This is a genomic window from Clostridium beijerinckii, assembly GCA_003129525.1.
Classification (GTDB): Bacteria; Bacillota; Clostridia; order Clostridiales; family Clostridiaceae; genus Clostridium; species Clostridium beijerinckii_D.
The window spans coordinates 1,878,018-1,896,786 of the sequence record CP029329.1 but is presented as its reverse complement, the minus strand read 5'-3'; the positions used below and the strand labels follow the sequence as shown (position 1 = coordinate 1,896,786).

Genomic DNA, 18,769 nt, shown 5'->3' with positions numbered 1-18,769 from the left:
TCTAACTTTTAGTTTTATTTCTCCATCTGAGCAGCTGCATCATTTACACAACGAAGTGCATTCAGGCTTCTTGGATAACCTATGAACGGAATACACTGTGAAATAATCTTAATTAAAAATTGCTTATCATTACCAATCCTCATGTTGCCTGCTGCATGGCTTGTAAGCTGAGGTTCACAACCTCCTTGGGCAGATAAGAAACAGAATGTAATCATTTCGCGTTGTTTATAATCAAGACCGCTTCGCGTATAATAATCACCAAAGCAGTTATCAGCTAACCATTGATTAATATGTCGTGATTCTTCTGGCCCTGATTTATAGAATTCTTTCATTCTATCTCCAAAGATATCAACCTGTGCCTGAATTCCTTTTTCTAAACGATTTTCTCTTGTAGTGTTAGACTGTCCTTCAAGTGGTAACTTAATTCCTCTTGCTGTAAATATTTCATTGACACCATTAAGGAATGGAAATACTCTTCCGATTCCAAGATAAGCTACGGATTGATATACAATTTCTTTCACTTCTACTAGTGTTACTCCAAAATTAAGTGCAGCTGGTAATATTGCTTTAAATTCATCACTCCCTTGACATCCAATCAAGGTCGCAATAATTGCCATCATTCTAGTACGGTCATCTAAATTATCCTGGTTTACAACTTCATCAAATGCAAAGTTGTCAAAAAACTCAATAAATTCGGGGTCTGTTTCTAAGAACTTTGATTCATATCCTGGAAACATCCTCTCATGATACTCTTTTGAAAAATCTGTAATTGCCATTTTAATCTCTCCTTTATTTTCTTTTCTATTAAACACTTTTTCTCATTTCTTGGTCTTCATGCATTACCCGAAGACTAAGAATGTCTCTCTTTTCCAATTCACTTGTTCCATGGTTAATTACCAAATAACTGATTTGCTTGTTTCATTTTATTTATTATATCTACATTTAAATGGGCAGTTTTTCATACATGCGCCACATTCTATGCATTCACTAACATGATGTTCTAATAAGTCATAATGATTTTGTAACTATTCCTTGTTCATATCTTTCTATTTTATAATCCAAACGATTTAAGGTTTTTTTCATGTTTTCCATTTTTTGAGCTAACTGTGCACGTTGTTCCTTTAACAGCTCTTTTCTTGCTTCAATAGTTTCATTTCCTTGTTGAAACAGCGTAACATACTCAATTAAGACTTCAATAGGAAGGCCAGCACTTCTCATACATTTGATAAATTCAACCCTCTTGCAATTTTCTTCAGTGTAGTTCCTAATTCCGCTCTTATTACGGTTAACATCAGAAATTAGTCCTATACGTTCATAATAACGAAGTGTATCCTGTGAAAGATCAAGTTTTTTACTTACATCCTTAATCGTCATACTATTTCATCCCCTATCTTTTAATTATTCTTATTGAATTTTAAGCTTAACCAAATTCTACTCCTTGAAGTTAACTCAATGTCAATTTTTTTTATTTTTACAATTATTTTCTCGATTCATACAAAAATTTATTACTGCAATCCAAACAGTTCTTGGCAAAAAGTAATGATCTAAAAAATCATTAACATATACGATATGTAATTCCTAAGGGATACAGCCTAGATCCATATACACAGTAAGATGCTACTCTTTTAACAAATCATATTAACAAATCATATTAACAGAGCACAGTAAGGGACAGTCTAAACGTCTGCCTCCCGTTTAAGCTGTCCCTAATGCTTAAATAACAAGTTGCATAAATTCCTTAAACCGGTAGAAATTTCTCCAGATAAGACCACATTTAAGCCAACACTACTTAAATAATACTTAGCTACACAGTGTAATTCATTGCCACGAACTTAATCTTGCAAAAGAGCGGCATGTGGAATTTATTTTTGCACGTAGAGTACAAATAAAGCGACTTAAGTCTTGCATTTTTAATGACTTATATAAATAATGAATTTAACTTTTTACATAAAGAATAAAAAGTATATCAAAATGTTGATAATCAATTCTTCTATTTTGCCAACATTTCTATAACTCTGTTGTATGATTTATGATAGCACGGTTTTAGAAACGTCTTTGGCAAAATGTTAATATTGATAATCTGGTGCCAGAAGCTTCATAAGCTCTTTATCATGGTTATGCACAAGCTTTACCTTGTTATCAAAAATCATTGTCGCACCGCCTTGACGGTCATAGGATTCCCAATCAGGTAAATTGTCGGTACTTGGTTTACCGTTCCTTGCGAAATTGATCCATGCCTGGCTCATACGGTCTTCCAGAATCTTGGCATCTTCACCTCCACCAATCGTTGTATCCGCCTTATCTATATTGTTAAATACAAATGGTATCTCGGATGTGTGGTATGAGGTGAAAACACCATTCATAATCGGAGATTCCCAGCTGAAAATGTAGGAATAAACAGGTGCTCCCTGCTGATCAGCCTTGTGGGACATAATCTTTAAAAGTGGCAGTCTAATTGTTGTTGAATCAATATATAATGCATCTGCCTTCTTTTTATCAGGGTACGCTTTAAGAAATGTATTTACAATTTCATCTGCCTTGTCTCCATAAGTTTCCTTTAGATGCTTGTCAATTTCTTCTTCGGTCCATGTATCTTTATTATCTGATTGTGCTTTCGCCATATTCATGATTGGCGAAAAGGCTGTCCACTCTGTGAGGTTTGAGCCAATCAGTAGCGGTATATCCTTACCAGCTTCCGCAAATCCTTCTTTTGTGACCGGACTTGTAGGCATATAGTCTCCATCTACTACCGGTTCCCATGATAATCCATATCCTGTCCCAAGTGCTGCCGGGATATGAAGTTCTTCTGCCGTCTGCTGAAGTGCTTTGTCAGATGCTTGTGACAGTTCTTCATATGGAATAGTCTGCAATTTTTCTATCTGATCTGCAGTAATTCCAAGGTTTTGAAGTGTAAGTTCTGTCACTCTTTTACTGGCTTCTTGTGAAGTAAAATTAACCCCCATTGTGTCTGTCGCACCGCTCTCAACAATTCCTTTTTGGAAAAGCCCCTTTGCGTATGGAGTTGTCATAAGTGCAAGTACCTTTGCACCTCCTCCCGACTCTCCAAATACTGTAACGTTGTCAGGATCACCACCAAACTGTGCAATATTGTCACGAATCCATTTAAGAGAAGCTACGATATCAGTAATTCCTACATTTTCAGAGTATTTATATTTTTCACTATATTGAGAAAGATCAAAATGTCCAAGAACATTAAGGCGATGATTTACTGAGACAACTACAACATCTCCCTTTTGGCTAAGATTTGCACCATCATAGGCAGCTGTTTGTGCAGATGACCCTGATGAAAATCCACCGCCATGCAGCCATACCATCACCGGTCTCTTTGCTTTATCATTAATACCAGGTGTCCAGATGTTCAGATTCTGACTGTTATTGTCCATTGCAAACTGTCTAGACGGATTTTCCCAGCTGCTGTCAGATCCGCCTGCTCTCTGTTGTTGTGGAGATATCTGACCGTAGTCAAAAGCAAGTTTGACTCCATCCCAGTGCTCTACTTTCTCTGCTGGCACGAATCTTTCTTTTGCCGCAGCATATGGAATTCCATGATAGGTATAAATTCCATTCCTACTGTATCCCTGAACTTTTCCAGCCTCTGTCTCAACAACAGCGATATTAGGCCCTGCAGCAATTACCGGAGATTTTTCGGTTTCACTTTTTACCGATGTTGTTGAAGCGTTTGCAACAGAGTATTTTTCTGTTATGCCGAAAGTGGTTAAAATAGAAAGTGTCATTACACTAGCCAATGCGGTCAAAATAATTTGTTTGTTATTTCTCATAGATTGTTTCCTCCATTTTTTAAAATAATCCCTCAGAATCTATAAGTCTCTTTTTTGTACAGCCTTCAGATTCCCTTTTATAAAAATCCCCATTTTTTATTATAAATAAATTTAATAATTAACAGAAGTTTCAATAAGTTCTTCAGTATAAACCCAAAGGTTGTAACTTCAAACTAAATTCCGGAAAATTTATTTATTATATTTATCTCCAACCGCTTTTAATATTTAATTACTCTTCCCCAATATTGAATTTTATTTATGAAATTGTCTCTTTATTTACAATTACATTCAAGTATTTTACATATATAAATATATCCCTATCATTGCACAAACTCTCATTCCTAATTCTACTAATATGATTAATTTTACTTTTCATTACTAATCTTATAATATTGCTTTGAATCATTTTGGGATGTACCATTCCAATATTCTCTTACCTCTTAATGTATTTTAAATTTTTCTAGTAACTTTTATATCTCTTTCTAATTCATTCTCTAGCATTTTAGTAGTAACTTTGTTATGACTACAATTTGATAATACTATCAAACTTATCTATTTCTTTATGTTATTCTTTAACCATAATTTTCTTTGATTTTACAGTTTCTATAATAGATAAATCCAATATACTAATTTGTCCTTCAATAAAGCATTCGTTTTTCATCTTCATCCTTTCAATATTTTTCATCTATTTTAGTTCTTTGTTGATTAAAATATAAATAATTTTCATCTATTTATGTAATAGCAAGCATTTGTCCATATATCCTTTATGAAAATAAAATAAAGGAGGTAAAAAACTATGGCTGTTACTAAAACTATCGACACAGTTTCTTTCAGTATCGAAGTAGAAAAAGGACTTGATAAAGCCGGAGACCCAATTTATGCCAAGAAGACTTTTGCTAACGTTAAAACAAATGCTGCACCTCAAAACATCTACGATGTTGCTAATGCTATTACAGCAGTTTTAGAAGCTTCAACAAGAGATTATTTTGTTAATGAATCTTCTGCTTTAGCAAACTCTTAACTCATACTTCTTAATTCACAACTGAAAGAATGGAGGTGATTAAATGGAATATTCTTTATCTATGACTTTTTTAACTGCTGCTGGATTAAAGACTAATTTAAGCATTAGTGGTGTTAAACCTACTCTTACTAAAGATGAGGTAAATACACTTATGGACAATATCATTGCTAAGAACATCTTTACAACTAATTCTGGCGATTTAGTTAAGAAATCTGGAGCTCAATTAACTCAAAGACAAGTTACTAAATATGAAGTGGCTTAGTTTTGAATAGAAAATGGAGGTTTGTCCTTACTCGGATGAATCTCCATTTTTAGTATTTATCTCTTATAAGAATATTTAATTTATTCTTCTCTAATTTTTCTTAATATAAAATCTATACCTTTTTGAAATACCATTGTTTTTATATTAATTTTAATCTGGCCATTAGATAAGTTGTACTTTTGTTCTAATACTCGAAAGTAACCACAATCAACAAACTGCTGATAAGGAATATTGTTTTTATCTAAGACTTTCTTCTCTCTAAGCAAAGAAAATAATCTATTTCTTCCCATTCTCTTAATTCCAAGAACTTTAGCAACATGTCCCATTTCTATAGAGTCTTTGGACCCTGCAACATCATCATAGAATTGTCCTTTTGGTTCCAATAATTTTACTTTCTTTTCAGCTTCTAACCTTGCTGCTCTTTCCTCTTTTAACTTTGTAGCTGCAGCAATAAGTAAATCCGGATTATCTAATAATTCATCTGTTGCATACATTCCTGTTTTTCGTATGCAAGGTAATACTTCATCAAAAATCCAAGCTTCAAATTTTTCTGCACCTGGTAATTCAGATTTTGCCGCCAAGCGAAAAATATCCCCCTCAGGAATGACACTCATTTCTATATTTTGAATAGCATCCGTTCCATCTTTCCTCTTTCCAGTAACTACCCCTACTCCGTGTTTCACGGCCCCCCTACAATGTCTTGAAATTGCATCATTAGGCTTTTTATATCCTAAAGCTTTTGCTATATCAATCCCAACTGCATAATCTTTATTATTAATCTTTACCCATCTTATTTCGCCAAATATTTTATCTTTAAAAATTAGTAAACCTCTCATTTTGCTTATCCCCTTTCCTAAGTTAATCCTGACCTAAAGCCTTTCTACATCGACTACAAACAGGCACAGTATTAAATTCACTTATATCTTCATCACTTCCACAAAATATACATCCCTTACTATATTTCCTTAAAACTATATCATTATTAACCTGAACTATTTCCATAGGATCTCCTTCATTAATCCCCATAACTTTTCTTATTTCCTTTGGTATTACAACTCTTCCTAATGGATCAACATTTCTTATAATTCCTGATGCTTTCATCTAAAACAACTTCCTTTCATTCATAGATTAATTTATTAATAGCTTTTAACTTACTTAAGTCTATAATTATTCCTAATATCCTTCTCAATTTCCACCACATAATCTTTTGACATCTCATATATTCTTGAGGCTACCCCTTCATCAAAGGCCAGTAATCTATCAATAGAAAATTCACTACTAACTATGATAGGAAGAAAATTTAAATACCTATAGTTGATGATCTCAAATACTATATTAATGTCACTGTCATTAATCTTTCCCTTGAAGAGGTCATCAATAAGTAGGACCTCGCATAATTGATACTTTGAAATGGTCTTGGTATAGTATTCTTCATCAATCATATTTTGCTTTATCTTTGTAATTACATCACGATAAGGCATGTACACTACTCTAACTTTTTGCTTTAAGAAGTTTAATGCAAGTGCAATGCTTGCGTGAGTTTTACCACTACCAACTTGTCCACAAAATAAAATACTATTACGTCTACCTTCTCTAATTTCATCGAAATCATTGCAATAAGCTACTGCAGTATCTTTTGTTCTTTGTGATGCTTGATTCCAAATTTCAAAACTTGCAAAAGTAAGTTTACTTTGTTCAACATTGATTCCTGAATATCTCCATTCACTTTTTATCTTTTCTATTTTTCTACATTCACAACTTATAGCAAGCGGCTGCATATTTTCTTGAGGCATAAGTATCCATCCTGTATCTGCGCATTTATCACACTTATATGAGGTTTGCATCTGCCTTCTTTCGTTCAGCTTCTGTAAGTTTTCGTGGTTCCTTTGGCTTGAATCCTGCAAATTCATTTTTATCTGTTGTGTTACTCTTTCCAGTACTTCTAAACCCATTTGTCTTCACCTCCATATCATCTTTAGGATACCCATCTCTTCTCCAGTTTTTTAATATGCCAATTGCATACTTTATTTCCGGACAGCTTTTTTCAAAGCCTATATCCATGGCCATCTTAACTCTCTTTTCTCCATGAAGATTAATAGCTGATCTAAGTGCAACATAGTCACATCCACCAACTTTTCCTGTTATTTTTTCATGGTACTGCATAAGCTCTAAAGCTTTAAGATTTATATCCGCCTCTTCTCCTGATTCACTTTTAGTATTATTACGCTGTTCAAAGAGACTAGACTGGCTCACTTCTTCACCACAAGCTGAGTTTTTATTATTTACGTCATAAGTACTCTTTTTACTCTCTGTATCTTTATCTATCTCTTTTTTCTCTTTCTTATTCTTTTTCTTATTCTCTATCTCTTTCTTATTCTGTTCCGTTACTTTGACGTTACTTTCGTTTTGCGTAACGTTACTAGTATTTTTAGTAACATCGCAATCATTATCACCAGTTTCTACAATGTTATTACTGCCAGCTTCATTAGTAGCAGTATTAGTTTTTTCATCATTAATAGCATTTGTAGAAGCTTCCTCACTAGTTTGTAAATTTTCTAATGATTCATTTTCATCCAGAGTTTTATTTTTTTGTAAATCATTCTTCTCTTCTAAATCTTTATTTTCTTCTAAGACTTCATCTTCATAAGTTTCTTCATTATTACTTTTAGAATCTTTCTTCTCTTGTTTCTTCTTTTCTCTATGGTTCTCAGCTCTTTTTCTATTTTGCTCACGAACCCTTTCCATTCCTTCTATGTTTTGATGCTTATCCCAGTTTACAATTCTAATTACTTTATCAGAAGTTATTTCAATCATCCCAAGACGCGATAATGTTTTTAATGCAAGTTTTATAGATGCTAAAGGTCTAGAAAATATTACTGCAAGCATTTTATCAGTGTACGGCATATCCTCTGATAAGAATATCTCACCGTCAGCGTTAGTCTTAGCAGCTTGTATAAGTAATCTTATCCATAAATAGTAAACTGTATCTCTCTCCGGCATTGCATCTATTAATTTCATTTTTTCATCATCAGGCATACCAGTAGCTAATTTAATCCATTTAATATCTGCCATTATTTTCACGCTCCCATAAATAAAATTTTCTAAACCTTTCAAGGCCATTCCATGATGGAGTTAATCCAATTGAATTACAAACATAGATATAACATTTGAAGACTTTAAAATTCACTCTTCCTCCTCATTTACAATTTCATATTATTTTATTAAAATTCCTTTATGCTGCTGCACTCTTTTTCCATTTTGAAAATCATAATAAATACACTCTTCTACTTGTTTAACCGGAAAATTTTCTCCTAGCATTTGAGTGCATACTTTTGCATCCCTTGGATAACTTTTTAATATTTCAATTAAATCATTAGCCGTTAACCCCTCAAATTTTCTAATCATTCTAAATCCCTTCTTTCTAAAATCATTAACTATATGCATGGAAATGAATTCATTCTACTATCTTGGATCAATACTTAAATAACTATTGATCCCTCTCAAAAGTCAAATCTTTAATATCTTCTAAATTAGATAAATCCTTTCCATTGTTCTCTTCTAAAAACTTAATTAATTCTGTCCTGGTTATTTTTAGACTCCCAAGCTTTAAACCTCGTATTACATTATTCTTTAGTAGATCATATACAGAATTTCTATTAACTTTTAATAACTCTGCTGCTTCAGTTACAGTATATAAAACTGGCTCCATCCTAATCCCCCTATTCTCATTACCATGATTCTCCCCTTATAAAGTGAATCTTTTCTTGTGGAGTTTTTACTCCTATAAGTTTATTTTTCATTATCCCAAGTGCTTCGCTTAATTTACAAATCACATCTAAGCCTTGATCTTCCTATTTCTCCTTTTCTAGTTATGTTAAACATTTTTAACAGTTTTCATTTTATTGACTTCATCAATAATAAATATTTCTTCTATTGTTTTTCCAAAAAAACTTGAAACCAATTTAGCCTCTGTTACGCTAAAGTCAGATCTACCGTTTATTTTAAAATTTAATGCACTTGCAGTTATTTTTAGTATTTGTGCTAATTCTTGTTGAGTAATTCTTTTTTCTACCATAAGACCTTTTAGTTTACTATACATTTCTCATTCCCCTTTTCAATCATCTAAATCTTAATCAGAGTTCTCTCCAAAATTAACACTATGATAATTCACATTTTATAATTATCACATTGCTAATTTAATTTTATTATAAATTATCATTTAGTTAATTTCAATATGTTTAATCTAATTTTATAAAACATATTTTTCTTTTAGTTAATTTAGTGTTTATTAATTAGCAAATAGTTTATAATAGTAGTTAGCAAATTGTTTATAAAGTATAGGGTGGTGATAATATGAGTAAATTTCCTATTAGGCTTAAAGAGCTTCGTGAAGAAAAAGGATTATTAAGCAAAGACTTTGCTAAACTTATGAGCGTTGAACCTGCAACAATTACGAATTGGGAAAAAGGAAATAGATTTCCTAAGGATGATGTACTAATTAAAATTGCTGATTATTTTGATTGTAGTACAGATTACCTATTAGGTAGAACTGATGATAAACTTTCAAAAGTATACTCTGGAATGTTACATAATCAAACTATAGAAATAGAAATTGACAAGGGATATCCTCATGAATTAACTGCTGAAGATGTTCAAAATATTATTAGACAACTAGATGCAGTTGGATTAGATGTGAAAAAATTAATAGAAAACTCTAAGAAAAAATAATGCAATTAAAATAGGCTATAGATTTTTATCTATAGTTTTTTTATACTATTTTTGACTTAATATTATTATATATTTATATTTTCTTCTAAAAAATTAAATTTCTATTCCAAAATATTGAAATTAAAATTTAATAATGGTATAATTTTCCTCAGAACAGAAGTTCGGTTTGCGTTAGGGGGAAGTTTTAATGCCATGGAAGTATATTTTAAATATAAGAATTAATAATGATGTTGTTTATAAAAGGATGATAGACGAAAAAGAAAATTGTATATTAGATAAAGATAAAAGTTTATTGGATAAAAATACTATAGATTGTGAAATACTATCTAACGTGGAGGTGTTAAAACATGCAAGGAAGTGTTAGAAAGAAAGGAAATAGGTGGTATTATTATTTTGATATCATCGATATAGGAGGGAAAAGGAAACGTATTGAACGAAGTGGTGGCAAAACCAAACCAGAGGCTGAGGAAGCTTTAAATAAAGCACTATATAAGTATAACAATGGCTATGTTGAACCACATAAATTAAAATATGATGAATATGTTGATGATTGGCTCGAAAACTATATAAAACAAAATAGAAAAATAAATACATATGTCCGCTACAAGGAACTCTATACCAATAATGTTAAACCCTATCTTGGACAATATTTACTGAAAGATATTAAGCCAATGTTAATAGAAAATCTAATTAATTCTGAAAAAAAGAAAGGCTTAAGTAATACTACACTTCAAACAATTTTTGGTGTCATCAATACTTCTCTTAATAGAGCTGTAAAATTACAAGTGGTCAATGATAATATATGCAGATTTGTAGAAAGACCTCGTAGAGATAAATTTATTGCCAATATATTAACCATAGATGAGTTTAATATTATGATAAATCATTTAGATAAAACTATATATGGTAACTATATATTTGAATTAGTATTAATGGTTACTATTGAACTTGGTCTAAGGCGTGGAGAAGTTGCAGGATTAGAATGGGAAAACATAGACTTCGAAAATAATATAATTAAAATACAAAATAATCTCATTTATATAAATACATCTGTTGAACTTGGTACTCCTAAAACTTCAGAAAGTCGAAGAAATATTTATGTATCAGATGAAATTCTTCAAAAGCTTAAAGATCATAAAGAACTCCAAGCTTCAAACAAAGCAAAATATGGTGAATTATATGAAACTAATATATTTAACAATAGACTTTGTAATTTCGTTTTTACCTGGGAGTCTGGGAAATATATTCATCCAAATTACTTTACATTAAAATTCAATCGATTATCAAAGGATTCAGGAATAAATAAACGAGTTCGCTTCCATGATTTAAGACATACGAATGCCACTTTACTTTTAGAACAAGGAGTTGATTTTAAAATCATTCAAGAAAGATTAGGACATTCAGATATTGGCACAACATTAAATATCTATTCCCATGTTACAACTGAAATGCAGAAATCTGCAAGTAAAAAACTATCAGATTTATTCTCTCCAAACAAAAAAAAATAGCCAGTGGAAGAATAGTGGAAGTTTTACACTTCATCATCTCCAATGTAGCTATTTTAGTAATGCGAGATAAGCCATAAGCCGAGTTCTGTATTAAGCAATCATCTATCTAGGTCTAATGTTGCCATTAGACTCAAGCGACGCACCCGGAGGCGGGACGGGCAGCCCCTTAATGCCTCTCTATTCGGTCTTGCTCCAAGTGGGGTTTACATAGCCGTGAAGTCTCCATCACGCTGGTGAGCTCTTACCATCACCTTTCCACCCTTACCTAAGTAAAACTTAGGCGGTATATCTCTGTTGCACTTTCCTTCAAGTCGCCTTGACTGGTCGTTAGCCAGCACCCTGCCCTATGGAGCTCGGACTTTCCTCTCCTAGATCTAGTCTAGCAGCGATTGCACGTCTCACTCGCAAGATTTATCTTAACATACTTTTTTAAATTATACAAATGAAATTTTAATTAAATATATGTTATAAAATAAATTAGTATCCTAATTTGTTAATTTTTAATATATTAATTATATTAAATGATCTAGTAGTTTGTTCTTCAATTGCTCATAATGCACATCCTAAATGGAATCAATTATGCATTGTAAATTGCAAATTTCAAAAGATATATACTTTATATTAAAATAAATATTAATGTTAATAATAATATTATTATTACTCCATATAAGCTTACTCCACAAAGTAACAGCGTTAAAAGTATTATTCCCGCAACAATTATTTTAGGCCAAAGTAACATCAAAAGTGGAGATTTAAACGCGAACAATGGTGGACCCCAATTTGGTCTTCTTCCACAGTTATTTCTTCTGTTTCCTCCTCTAAAAAAACCTTTAATTGCTCTTTTACTATGTTTATATATATTTTTTATATCCTTCTTCAATTCTTCTCCAGCTCCGCTAGCAAAATCGTCATCTTTGCTCATAACCCACCCACAAAATTATTATTACAATATCATTATATGCATATGAGTCATATTTTAGTTATTTAATCTATATATGTAATTTTTGCTTTGTTTATCTATATAGATATCCATCTTCTAATTTATACTTATAAGATGAATATCCATCCACAACCAGAAATAAGGAAGCAAATGCATGCTCCCTTATTTCAGTGAGTTATACTCATAAGTACGATTTTTACTGTGAATATCTATATTGCTAAATAAAATCATAAGGGTCCTTGCATTTTTCTGAAGCACTAAATTCTATATCTATAAACTTTTCTTTTAGAAATTCTAATGTTTTTAGAAATACAAGATATTCTGTTGAAAAGTGTCCTGCATCTATGATACTTATTTTCATTTCTTTAAAATCTGATGCAAAATGATAAGTTGTATCTCCAGTTATTATACAATCAGCTCCAAGACTTTTTGCTTTATAAAACAAGTCTTGACCACTGCCATTTATTATTGCCAATACTTTTACTTTCTCAGACCCTCTAACGATTCTCATATTCTCTATATTCAAATTCTCTTTAACAAGTTTTATGACATCACACAGTAAAATTTCTTTTTCTAGTATTACTAATCTTCCAAGCCCACCATCTTTATACTTTCCAGATTCATTAGGTTCAATTATTTCACTTGAATTAAATCCTAACATATTAACTATAGTTTGATTTATTCCATTTTTAGCACTATCTAAATTTGTATGACATGAGTAAAGTGCTATATCTTCTTTAACTAAAGTAATAACTTTATTTCCAATTAAATCTCCCTTGATTATATTCTTAGGTCTTTTAAATAAAAGTGGATGATGAGTAATAATTAAGTCATACTTAAGGCTTATAGCTTCTTTAATCACTTCATTTGTACAATCTAAGGCTAACAAAACTTTCTTTATTTCTTTATTCTCATCTCCAACCATTAATCCAACATTATCATAATCTTCCATTAGAAGTTTCGGAGCAAATTTTTCAATTTCTTTTGCTATATCTATTACTTTAGTCATAACTTCACCACCTAAAAATTTTTTAATAATTTCTCTAATTTCTGATTTTTTTCTTTTAATTCGTTTTTACGTTCTATTGCATGTTCAGTATTATCTTTAATAAATTCCATAACTCTTTTATTCTTTTCAATTTTGTTTTCTATATATGATTTAAATAAAGGTAATTTTTTACTTAACATAGTTGGACTTATTTCATAGAATATATCTTCTAATAATATATAATCTCCAATTTTATATTTTACTTTAAATATCTCATAATACTTATTTTCATCTAAACATATATCTTCTTCTAAAATTTCATAGTTATTATTATATAAATATTTTCTTAAAACTTCAGGATTTTGGGCAGGTTGAAGTATTAAATAATCTAAATTTTTCACTTTATTTAAATCATTTTCTAATATATCTCTAATTAGGTTACCACCCATTCCAGCAATTATTACAGCATTAGCTTCTTTATTATTTAAAGGAACTAATCCTCCGCCTAGTCTCAAATCTATTTTATCTAACACTCCATCTAAAGATGCATTTATTTTTGCCTTTTTCAAAGGTTCTTTATTTATATCTGATGCAATAACCTTTTTAGCTATATCATTTTTAACTAAATAAATAGGTATATAACCATGATCTGTTCCAACATCCATAATAATTTCAACTTTATCAAGTTTTTCTATAATCCAATTTAATCTTTTACTTAATTCCATCACTTGCCTCTTTCTAATACTCAATTAAAAATTAAAGTTCATAAAATTTGTTTCCTCAATTATAACTGTGTATTTTTTAATTATCCTTTTTTTAAATAATTAATCTATCATAATTAATATATAGTCATTATTTTTAGTTATAAACCCTATATAGATACCCACTTATATATCTGACCAAATCCTTTTTAAGGAAGTTAACTCGTATTCACGAGTTAACTAAATTCGAGAAACCAAATCATAGATTTGGACTCTCACTTAAGGAAACTCGACTCACTGCGTTCGCTGAGTAAGTTCGACTGACTAAATCAAAGATTTAGAGTCTCACTTAAAAGAAAGCACCTAAATATTATAGGTGCTTGTTTATTAATCTAAATAATCTTTTAATTTTTTACTTCTTGATGGGTGTCTTAGCTTTCTTAAAGCTTTAGCTTCAATTTGTCTAATTCTTTCCCTTGTAACATTAAATTCTTTACCTACTTCTTCAAGAGTCCTAGCTCTTCCATCATCAAGTCCAAATCTTAGTCTTAATACTTTTTCTTCTCTAGGAGTTAAAGTATCTAATACATTAATTAATTGTTCCTTAAGCATTGTAAATGCAGCAGCTTCAGCTGGTGCTAGCGCTTCGTCATCCGGAATAAAATCTCCTAAATGAGAATCTTCTTCTTCACCTATCGGCGTTTCTAATGAAACCGGTTCTTGAGCTATCTTTTGAATCTCACGAACTTTTTCTACTGGAAGTTCCATAACTTTCGAAATTTCTTCTGGGAATGGATCTCTACCTAATTCTTGCAATAATTGTCTTTGCACTCTTATAAGTTTATTTATAGTTTCTACCATGTGAACTGGTATTCTAATTGTTCTAGCTTGATCTGCAATAGCTCTTGTTATTGCTTGCCTAATCCACCAAGTAGCATAAGTTGAAAATTTGAATCCTTTTCTATAATCAAATTTTTCAACTGCTTTGATAAGTCCAAGGTTTCCTTCTTGAATTAAATCTAAGAATAACATTCCTCTTCCAACATATCTTTTAGCTATACTTACAACTAATCTTAAATTAGCTTCTGCTAATTTTTTCTTAGCCTTTGGATTTCCTTCTTCAATTTCTATAGCATATGTTATTTCTTGTTCTGACGACAATAAAGGCACTTTTCCAATTTCTTTTAAATACATTCTAACTGGATCATCTATTGCTATACCTTCTGGTACTGATAAATCAATTTCTTCATGTGCAGTCTCAGTATCGTTCACATCACCTATAATTTCAACATTTGCCAGTTCTAATACTTCATATATCTTTTCTATTTGTTCTGGACTAAAATCAATGTGATCCATTGTTTCCATTATTTCTTTATATGTTAAAGAACCATTTTTTTTACCTTTATCAATTAATTCTTTTACAGCCACCATCTTGCTGTTCTTATCTTTTTTATCATCTTTTGGCTTTGCTGCTTTTGTACTGGTTTTTTTCTCCATATTATTATTGCCTCCTTCCGTCATAACCTTTAACCTCTCTCTCCCTTTTTAAGTGCTTTTGATAATTTATTAAGCTCCATAGCAATTCTTATAGATTCTTCAATTTCCCCATTCTTTTCAAATCTATTTTGTTTTTTCTTTAAATCTTCAATTTGTAATTTCAATTTAAAGCTTTTGACTTCGTTTAGATAGTCCTTGATTAACCTATCGTTATCTGCGAAAGCTAAAATTTCATGTTCTTTTATTTTGGTCAATTCTTTAGAACTTTCTATATCATCACATCTGCTTTCTACATAAGATATTATATTGATAGTATCAACATTTTTTCCTTGTAATATTAATGAATAAATTTTATTGTGTGATTCTATTACAAAATCTCCTTGTTTTATAACACTTTTTAGATTATGATAAAATTCATCTTTAAACATCAATTTAATTAATGCTCTCTCCGCTTTTAAGTATCCTGGTTCTACATATAATTTTGTTCCAAAATCTTCTTTTTTATTTATAAAATTTTCCTCTTTTTGTTTTTTTGCTATTACTTGTGATAGTAAGTCATATAATGCCTGCTCTTTAATTGATGTTTCTTCTGAAATCTTCTTTATATATACATCTTTTTCTATAGGATTTAACTCTGCCAAAATTTCCGCGAATTTCTCCCCATATGTTATTAATTCATTTCCATTTTTTAAATTTATGCCTTGGGCTGCTCTTTTAATTCTATATTCAATTAGAGGCAGTGATTCTTTTGCTAACCTTAAAAATGCATCTCTTCCATTGTTTCTCACGAATTCATCTGGATCTTTGCCCTCTGGTACTGTTAATACTTTTACATCAAATCCGGCATTCCTTAAAATTTCAAGTCCTCTTAGTGTAGCAGTCTGTCCTGCCAAATCGGCGTCATAAGAAATTATAACTTTATTTACATACCTCTTGAGAAGTCTTGCTTGATTTACAGTAAGTGCAGTTCCAAGTGATGCTACAGTATTCGTTATACCATATTGATGAAGTGCTATTAAATCCATGTATCCTTCCACTATAATAACGTAATCCTCTTGCAGCTTATTCTTAATTGCAAAATTTAATCCATAAAGATTAGTTCCCTTTTGAAAAATCATTGTCTCTGGTGAATTTAAATATTTTGGCTTTGAATCATCTAAAACCCTACCTCCAAATCCAATAACTTTACCTTTTACATTAAACACAGGAAACATTACTCTATTTCTAAATCTGTCATATGTATTCCCAGTCTTTTCATTTTTAGAAATTAACCCAGCTTCAATTAGTAAATCATCCTTATACCCCTTTGATCTTAAACCATTTATTACTCCATGCCAATTATCATGCGAATAACCTAGTCCAAATCGTTTTATAGTTTCTTCTTTTATTCCTCTTTTTAGAAAATACTCTTTTGCCATTTTATTATTTTGTAGATTTGCAAAATAATATCTAGCAGCTTCTACATTTATGTTGTATAAACTCTCCTTTTTTCTAGAAACCTTATCATTTTCCTGCCCTTCTATTTGTAAAATAATATTTGCTTTATCTGCTAAATATTTTGAAGCCTCTAGAAAAGTAAGTTTTTTATATTTCATAACAAATGTAAGTACATTTCCTGCTTCACCACACGAAAAGCATTTATATATTTGCTTTTCACTAGAAACACTAAATGATGGGGATTTATCATTATGAAATGGACATAACCCCATATAATTTTTTCCCGATTTCTTTAGCCTTACATCTTCTGAAATAATATCAACAATGTCATTTTGTTCTTTTATTTTTTCTATTATTTCTTCTGGTATCTGCAAGGAGACATCTCCTCCCTACTGCTTTTTTTCAACAATTATATATTATTCGACACACTAACGAGTTTTCCCTTCTAATTATTATAATAATTTTTATTTTAATTGAAGCTTCAGCTCATTTTGAAATAATATCTAGTTGAATAGCACTATTATTTAATAATTCTTTTCTTTATTTTAAAATCCTCTTTTTTATTTTAAAATTCCTTTTTTTATTTTAAACTCTTCTTTATGGTTTTAAACCATCTTTGTTTAAGACCTCCAGACATAATATGAGTTCTTAATTGAAAAATATTAATCTATTACCACTTTGGGAACAAATATTTTATTAAACAATAATAAACAATAATCATCACTCATGCCCGCAATATAATCTGCTACTGCTCTTTGTAGACTTTCATTTTTAGCTATTATTAAATAAATTTGAGGCATTTGTTCTGGATTTTCTTCAAAATATTCAATTAAGTGTTGTAATATAAATTTTGCTTTATTTCTCTCGACCTTTAATGTATCTCCTAAATATATATTTTTAAACATAAATTGTCTAAGTTCTATCATTGCTGCATTAATTTCTTTACTTAATCCAACTTTTTTTATTCCATTATTAATATTATCATTTGAAGTTTTCACAAAATCTTTAATTAAAGTATCTAGTCTTTGAGTAGTATTATCTCCTAAAACTTTAACAATGTTTTTAGGTAATTGTTCCTCACTTAGCAGACCTGCTCTTATAGAATCATCTATATCATGATTTAAATATGCCATTTTATCACTAAATTTAACTACAATTCCTTCTAAAGTAATAATATCTTTTGTTGTTCCAAGACCACTATGATTCAATATTCCATTAATTACTTCTTCTGTTAAATTGAGTCCATTCCCATCATTTTCAAGTTTGGTAACTACTCTTACGCTCTGTTCATTATGGCGAAATCCACCTTTTAAATACTCATTTAATACCTCTTCCCCATTATGTGCAAATGCAACATGGCCTAAATCATGGCCCAATGCTATTGCTTCAATCAAATTTTCATTTAATCCAATTCCAACACCAATAGTTCTTGCGACTTGTGACACTTCTAATGTATGAGTTAATCTAGTTCTATAGTGATCCCCAAAAGTTTTTATATATACTTGTGTTTTATGCTTAAGGCGTCTAAATGATTTGCTTTGAATAATTCTATCTCTATCAAGCATATAAGAAGTTCTAATATCGTCTTCTTCTTCTTTAATTTTTCTTCCTAAAGATTTTTTTGAAAAAGCCGCTTCTTTAATTAATGTCAAGCTTTCAAAACTCTGAATTTTTTCCCTCACATTCATATATTATCACCTCTTTTTATGTATTCTATATTTATCATTATATTCCTCTATTTATCGACCATATTTATTATTTGCAAATAATAAAAAAATACTATCGTTTACATATAATTTTTTATATTTTTATAAAATTCTTTAAGTATATTACTAAAATAACTTTAATATTATTTAATAATAAAGATTTTTATCTAAAGTATTAAAT

The 18,769-nt window shown here is 30.4% G+C and carries 20 protein-coding genes, 1 other RNA gene and 2 pseudogenes; 5 read left to right on the top strand and 18 right to left on the bottom strand.

What is annotated here, in order from left to right:
* Positions 1-14 precede the first annotated feature (14 nt).
* From DIC82_08340 to DIC82_08330, 3 genes are all read right to left on the bottom strand, one after another.
* Positions 15-776, bottom strand: a complete 762-nt coding sequence (locus DIC82_08340; protein ID AWK51026.1) for a carboxymuconolactone decarboxylase — start codon at positions 774-776, stop codon at positions 15-17.
* A 147-nt stretch (positions 777-923) separates the two neighbouring features.
* Positions 924-980, bottom strand: coding sequence for a hypothetical protein (locus tag DIC82_08335; GenBank protein ID AWK53052.1), 57 nt, complete (start codon positions 978-980; stop codon positions 924-926).
* A gap of 28 nt (positions 981-1,008) precedes the next feature.
* On the bottom strand, positions 1,009-1,374 hold the full coding sequence (locus DIC82_08330) for a MerR family transcriptional regulator (GenBank protein ID AWK51025.1): 366 nt from the start codon (positions 1,372-1,374) through the stop codon (positions 1,009-1,011).
* A 114-nt stretch (positions 1,375-1,488) separates the two neighbouring features.
* On the opposite strand from DIC82_08330, the pseudogene DIC82_08325 reads away from it, so the two are divergent.
* Positions 1,489-1,797, top strand: a pseudogene (locus tag DIC82_08325) (IS30 family transposase).
* A 269-nt stretch (positions 1,798-2,066) separates the two neighbouring features.
* Here the strand turns inward: DIC82_08325 and DIC82_08320 are convergent.
* On the bottom strand, positions 2,067-3,800 hold the full coding sequence (locus tag DIC82_08320) for a carboxylesterase (protein AWK51024.1): 1,734 nt from the start codon (positions 3,798-3,800) through the stop codon (positions 2,067-2,069).
* 796 nt (positions 3,801-4,596) lie between these two features.
* Between DIC82_08320 and DIC82_08315 the strand changes: the two genes are divergently transcribed.
* Together DIC82_08315 and DIC82_08310 are read left to right on the top strand one after the other, a co-directional pair.
* Positions 4,597-4,821: a hypothetical protein gene (locus tag DIC82_08315; protein ID AWK51023.1), complete on the top strand. Its 225-nt coding sequence runs from the start codon at positions 4,597-4,599 to the stop codon at positions 4,819-4,821.
* A 43-nt stretch (positions 4,822-4,864) separates the two neighbouring features.
* A complete protein-coding gene (locus DIC82_08310) occupies positions 4,865-5,083 on the top strand; it encodes a DUF2922 domain-containing protein (protein AWK51022.1) in 219 nt (72 codons plus the stop codon).
* An 80-nt stretch (positions 5,084-5,163) separates the two neighbouring features.
* On the opposite strand, the pseudogene DIC82_08305 reads toward DIC82_08310, so the two are convergent.
* The 7 genes and pseudogenes from DIC82_08305 to DIC82_08275 all read right to left on the bottom strand — a co-directional run bounded on the left by DIC82_08305 (position 5,164) and on the right by DIC82_08275 (position 9,182).
* Positions 5,164-5,919 (bottom strand): annotated as a pseudogene (locus DIC82_08305) (phage antirepressor Ant).
* Positions 5,920-5,941: 22 nt separating this feature from the next.
* The gene (locus DIC82_08300; protein AWK51021.1) at positions 5,942-6,184 is read right to left on the bottom strand and encodes an AbrB family transcriptional regulator; all 243 of its coding nucleotides are present in this window, start codon (positions 6,182-6,184) and stop codon (positions 5,942-5,944) included.
* 50 nt (positions 6,185-6,234) lie between these two features.
* Positions 6,235-6,861, bottom strand: a complete 627-nt coding sequence (locus tag DIC82_08295; GenBank protein AWK53051.1) for an AAA family ATPase — start codon at positions 6,859-6,861, stop codon at positions 6,235-6,237.
* Positions 6,862-6,910: 49 nt separating this feature from the next.
* A complete protein-coding gene (locus tag DIC82_08290; GenBank protein AWK51020.1) occupies positions 6,911-8,155 on the bottom strand; it encodes a phage replisome organizer in 1,245 nt (414 codons plus the stop codon).
* Positions 8,156-8,296: 141 nt separating this feature from the next.
* A complete protein-coding gene (locus DIC82_08285) occupies positions 8,297-8,488 on the bottom strand; it encodes a hypothetical protein (GenBank protein AWK51019.1) in 192 nt (63 codons plus the stop codon).
* Between the two features lie 82 nt (positions 8,489-8,570).
* Positions 8,571-8,792, bottom strand: a complete 222-nt coding sequence (locus DIC82_08280; GenBank protein ID AWK51018.1) for a transcriptional regulator — start codon at positions 8,790-8,792, stop codon at positions 8,571-8,573.
* Between the two features lie 165 nt (positions 8,793-8,957).
* Complete coding sequence (locus DIC82_08275; GenBank protein ID AWK51017.1) at positions 8,958-9,182, bottom strand: transcriptional regulator; 225 nt, start codon at positions 9,180-9,182, stop codon at positions 8,958-8,960.
* A gap of 254 nt (positions 9,183-9,436) precedes the next feature.
* Here DIC82_08275 and DIC82_08270 point away from each other — a divergent pair, with 254 nt between their 5' ends.
* Entirely contained in the window at positions 9,437-9,811 is a 375-nt protein-coding gene (locus DIC82_08270; GenBank protein ID AWK51016.1) for an XRE family transcriptional regulator, read from the top strand.
* Between the two features lie 347 nt (positions 9,812-10,158).
* The gene (locus DIC82_08265) at positions 10,159-11,319 is read left to right on the top strand and encodes a site-specific integrase (protein ID AWK51015.1); all 1,161 of its coding nucleotides are present in this window, start codon (positions 10,159-10,161) and stop codon (positions 11,317-11,319) included.
* A 58-nt stretch (positions 11,320-11,377) separates the two neighbouring features.
* On the opposite strand, the gene rnpB is transcribed toward DIC82_08265, so the two are convergent.
* The 7 genes from rnpB to DIC82_08230 form a co-directional block, all read right to left on the bottom strand.
* Positions 11,378-11,724, bottom strand: an RNA gene (gene rnpB, locus DIC82_08260) — RNase P RNA component class A.
* Positions 11,725-11,935: 211 nt separating this feature from the next.
* Positions 11,936-12,241 (bottom strand): hypothetical protein, encoded by a 306-nt coding sequence (locus DIC82_08255; GenBank protein AWK51014.1) that lies wholly within the window; start codon positions 12,239-12,241, stop codon positions 11,936-11,938.
* Positions 12,242-12,476: 235 nt separating this feature from the next.
* Positions 12,477-13,268 carry a Nif3-like dinuclear metal center hexameric protein gene (locus DIC82_08250; GenBank protein ID AWK51013.1) on the bottom strand — a complete coding sequence of 264 codons (792 nt, stop codon included), beginning with the start codon at positions 13,266-13,268 and terminating at the stop codon, positions 12,477-12,479.
* 11 nt (positions 13,269-13,279) lie between these two features.
* Positions 13,280-13,972: an SAM-dependent methyltransferase gene (locus tag DIC82_08245; protein ID AWK51012.1), complete on the bottom strand. Its 693-nt coding sequence runs from the start codon at positions 13,970-13,972 to the stop codon at positions 13,280-13,282.
* A 363-nt stretch (positions 13,973-14,335) separates the two neighbouring features.
* The gene (locus DIC82_08240) at positions 14,336-15,469 is read right to left on the bottom strand and encodes an RNA polymerase sigma factor RpoD (GenBank protein ID AWK51011.1); all 1,134 of its coding nucleotides are present in this window, start codon (positions 15,467-15,469) and stop codon (positions 14,336-14,338) included.
* Positions 15,470-15,474: 5 nt separating this feature from the next.
* Positions 15,475-17,256: a DNA primase gene (locus DIC82_08235; GenBank protein AWK51010.1), complete on the bottom strand. Its 1,782-nt coding sequence runs from the start codon at positions 17,254-17,256 to the stop codon at positions 15,475-15,477.
* Between the two features lie 288 nt (positions 17,257-17,544).
* Positions 17,545-18,570: a deoxyguanosinetriphosphate triphosphohydrolase gene (locus DIC82_08230; protein AWK51009.1), complete on the bottom strand. Its 1,026-nt coding sequence runs from the start codon at positions 18,568-18,570 to the stop codon at positions 17,545-17,547.
* Between the last annotated feature and the right edge of the window lie 199 nt (positions 18,571-18,769).

What these genes read in the sequence shown, in the direction of transcription:
- DIC82_08320 (AWK51024.1), bottom strand. Translation starts at nt 3,800, where the DNA reads ATGAGAAATAACAAACAAATTATTTTGACCGCATTGGCTAGTGTAATG.
- DIC82_08255 (AWK51014.1), bottom strand. Translation starts at nt 12,241, where the DNA reads ATGAGCAAAGATGACGATTTTGCTAGCGGAGCTGGAGAAGAATTGAAG.
- DIC82_08315 (AWK51023.1), top strand. Translation starts at nt 4,597, where the DNA reads ATGGCTGTTACTAAAACTATCGACACAGTTTCTTTCAGTATCGAAGTA.
- DIC82_08290 (AWK51020.1), bottom strand. Translation starts at nt 8,155, where the DNA reads ATGGCAGATATTAAATGGATTAAATTAGCTACTGGTATGCCTGATGAT.
- DIC82_08230 (AWK51009.1), bottom strand. Translation starts at nt 18,570, where the DNA reads ATGAATGTGAGGGAAAAAATTCAGAGTTTTGAAAGCTTGACATTAATT.
- DIC82_08275 (AWK51017.1), bottom strand. Translation starts at nt 9,182, where the DNA reads ATGTATAGTAAACTAAAAGGTCTTATGGTAGAAAAAAGAATTACTCAA.
- DIC82_08300 (AWK51021.1), bottom strand. Translation starts at nt 6,184, where the DNA reads ATGAAAGCATCAGGAATTATAAGAAATGTTGATCCATTAGGAAGAGTT.
- DIC82_08330 (AWK51025.1), bottom strand. Translation starts at nt 1,374, where the DNA reads ATGACGATTAAGGATGTAAGTAAAAAACTTGATCTTTCACAGGATACA.
- DIC82_08310 (AWK51022.1), top strand. Translation starts at nt 4,865, where the DNA reads ATGGAATATTCTTTATCTATGACTTTTTTAACTGCTGCTGGATTAAAG.
- DIC82_08270 (AWK51016.1), top strand. Translation starts at nt 9,437, where the DNA reads ATGAGTAAATTTCCTATTAGGCTTAAAGAGCTTCGTGAAGAAAAAGGA.
- DIC82_08265 (AWK51015.1), top strand. Translation starts at nt 10,159, where the DNA reads ATGCAAGGAAGTGTTAGAAAGAAAGGAAATAGGTGGTATTATTATTTT.
- DIC82_08340 (AWK51026.1), bottom strand. Translation starts at nt 776, where the DNA reads ATGGCAATTACAGATTTTTCAAAAGAGTATCATGAGAGGATGTTTCCA.
- DIC82_08250 (AWK51013.1), bottom strand. Translation starts at nt 13,268, where the DNA reads ATGACTAAAGTAATAGATATAGCAAAAGAAATTGAAAAATTTGCTCCG.
- DIC82_08245 (AWK51012.1), bottom strand. Translation starts at nt 13,972, where the DNA reads ATGGAATTAAGTAAAAGATTAAATTGGATTATAGAAAAACTTGATAAA.
- DIC82_08285 (AWK51019.1), bottom strand. Translation starts at nt 8,488, where the DNA reads ATGATTAGAAAATTTGAGGGGTTAACGGCTAATGATTTAATTGAAATA.
- DIC82_08295 (AWK53051.1), bottom strand. Translation starts at nt 6,861, where the DNA reads ATGCAGCCGCTTGCTATAAGTTGTGAATGTAGAAAAATAGAAAAGATA.
- DIC82_08280 (AWK51018.1), bottom strand. Translation starts at nt 8,792, where the DNA reads ATGGAGCCAGTTTTATATACTGTAACTGAAGCAGCAGAGTTATTAAAA.
- DIC82_08240 (AWK51011.1), bottom strand. Translation starts at nt 15,469, where the DNA reads ATGACGGAAGGAGGCAATAATAATATGGAGAAAAAAACCAGTACAAAA.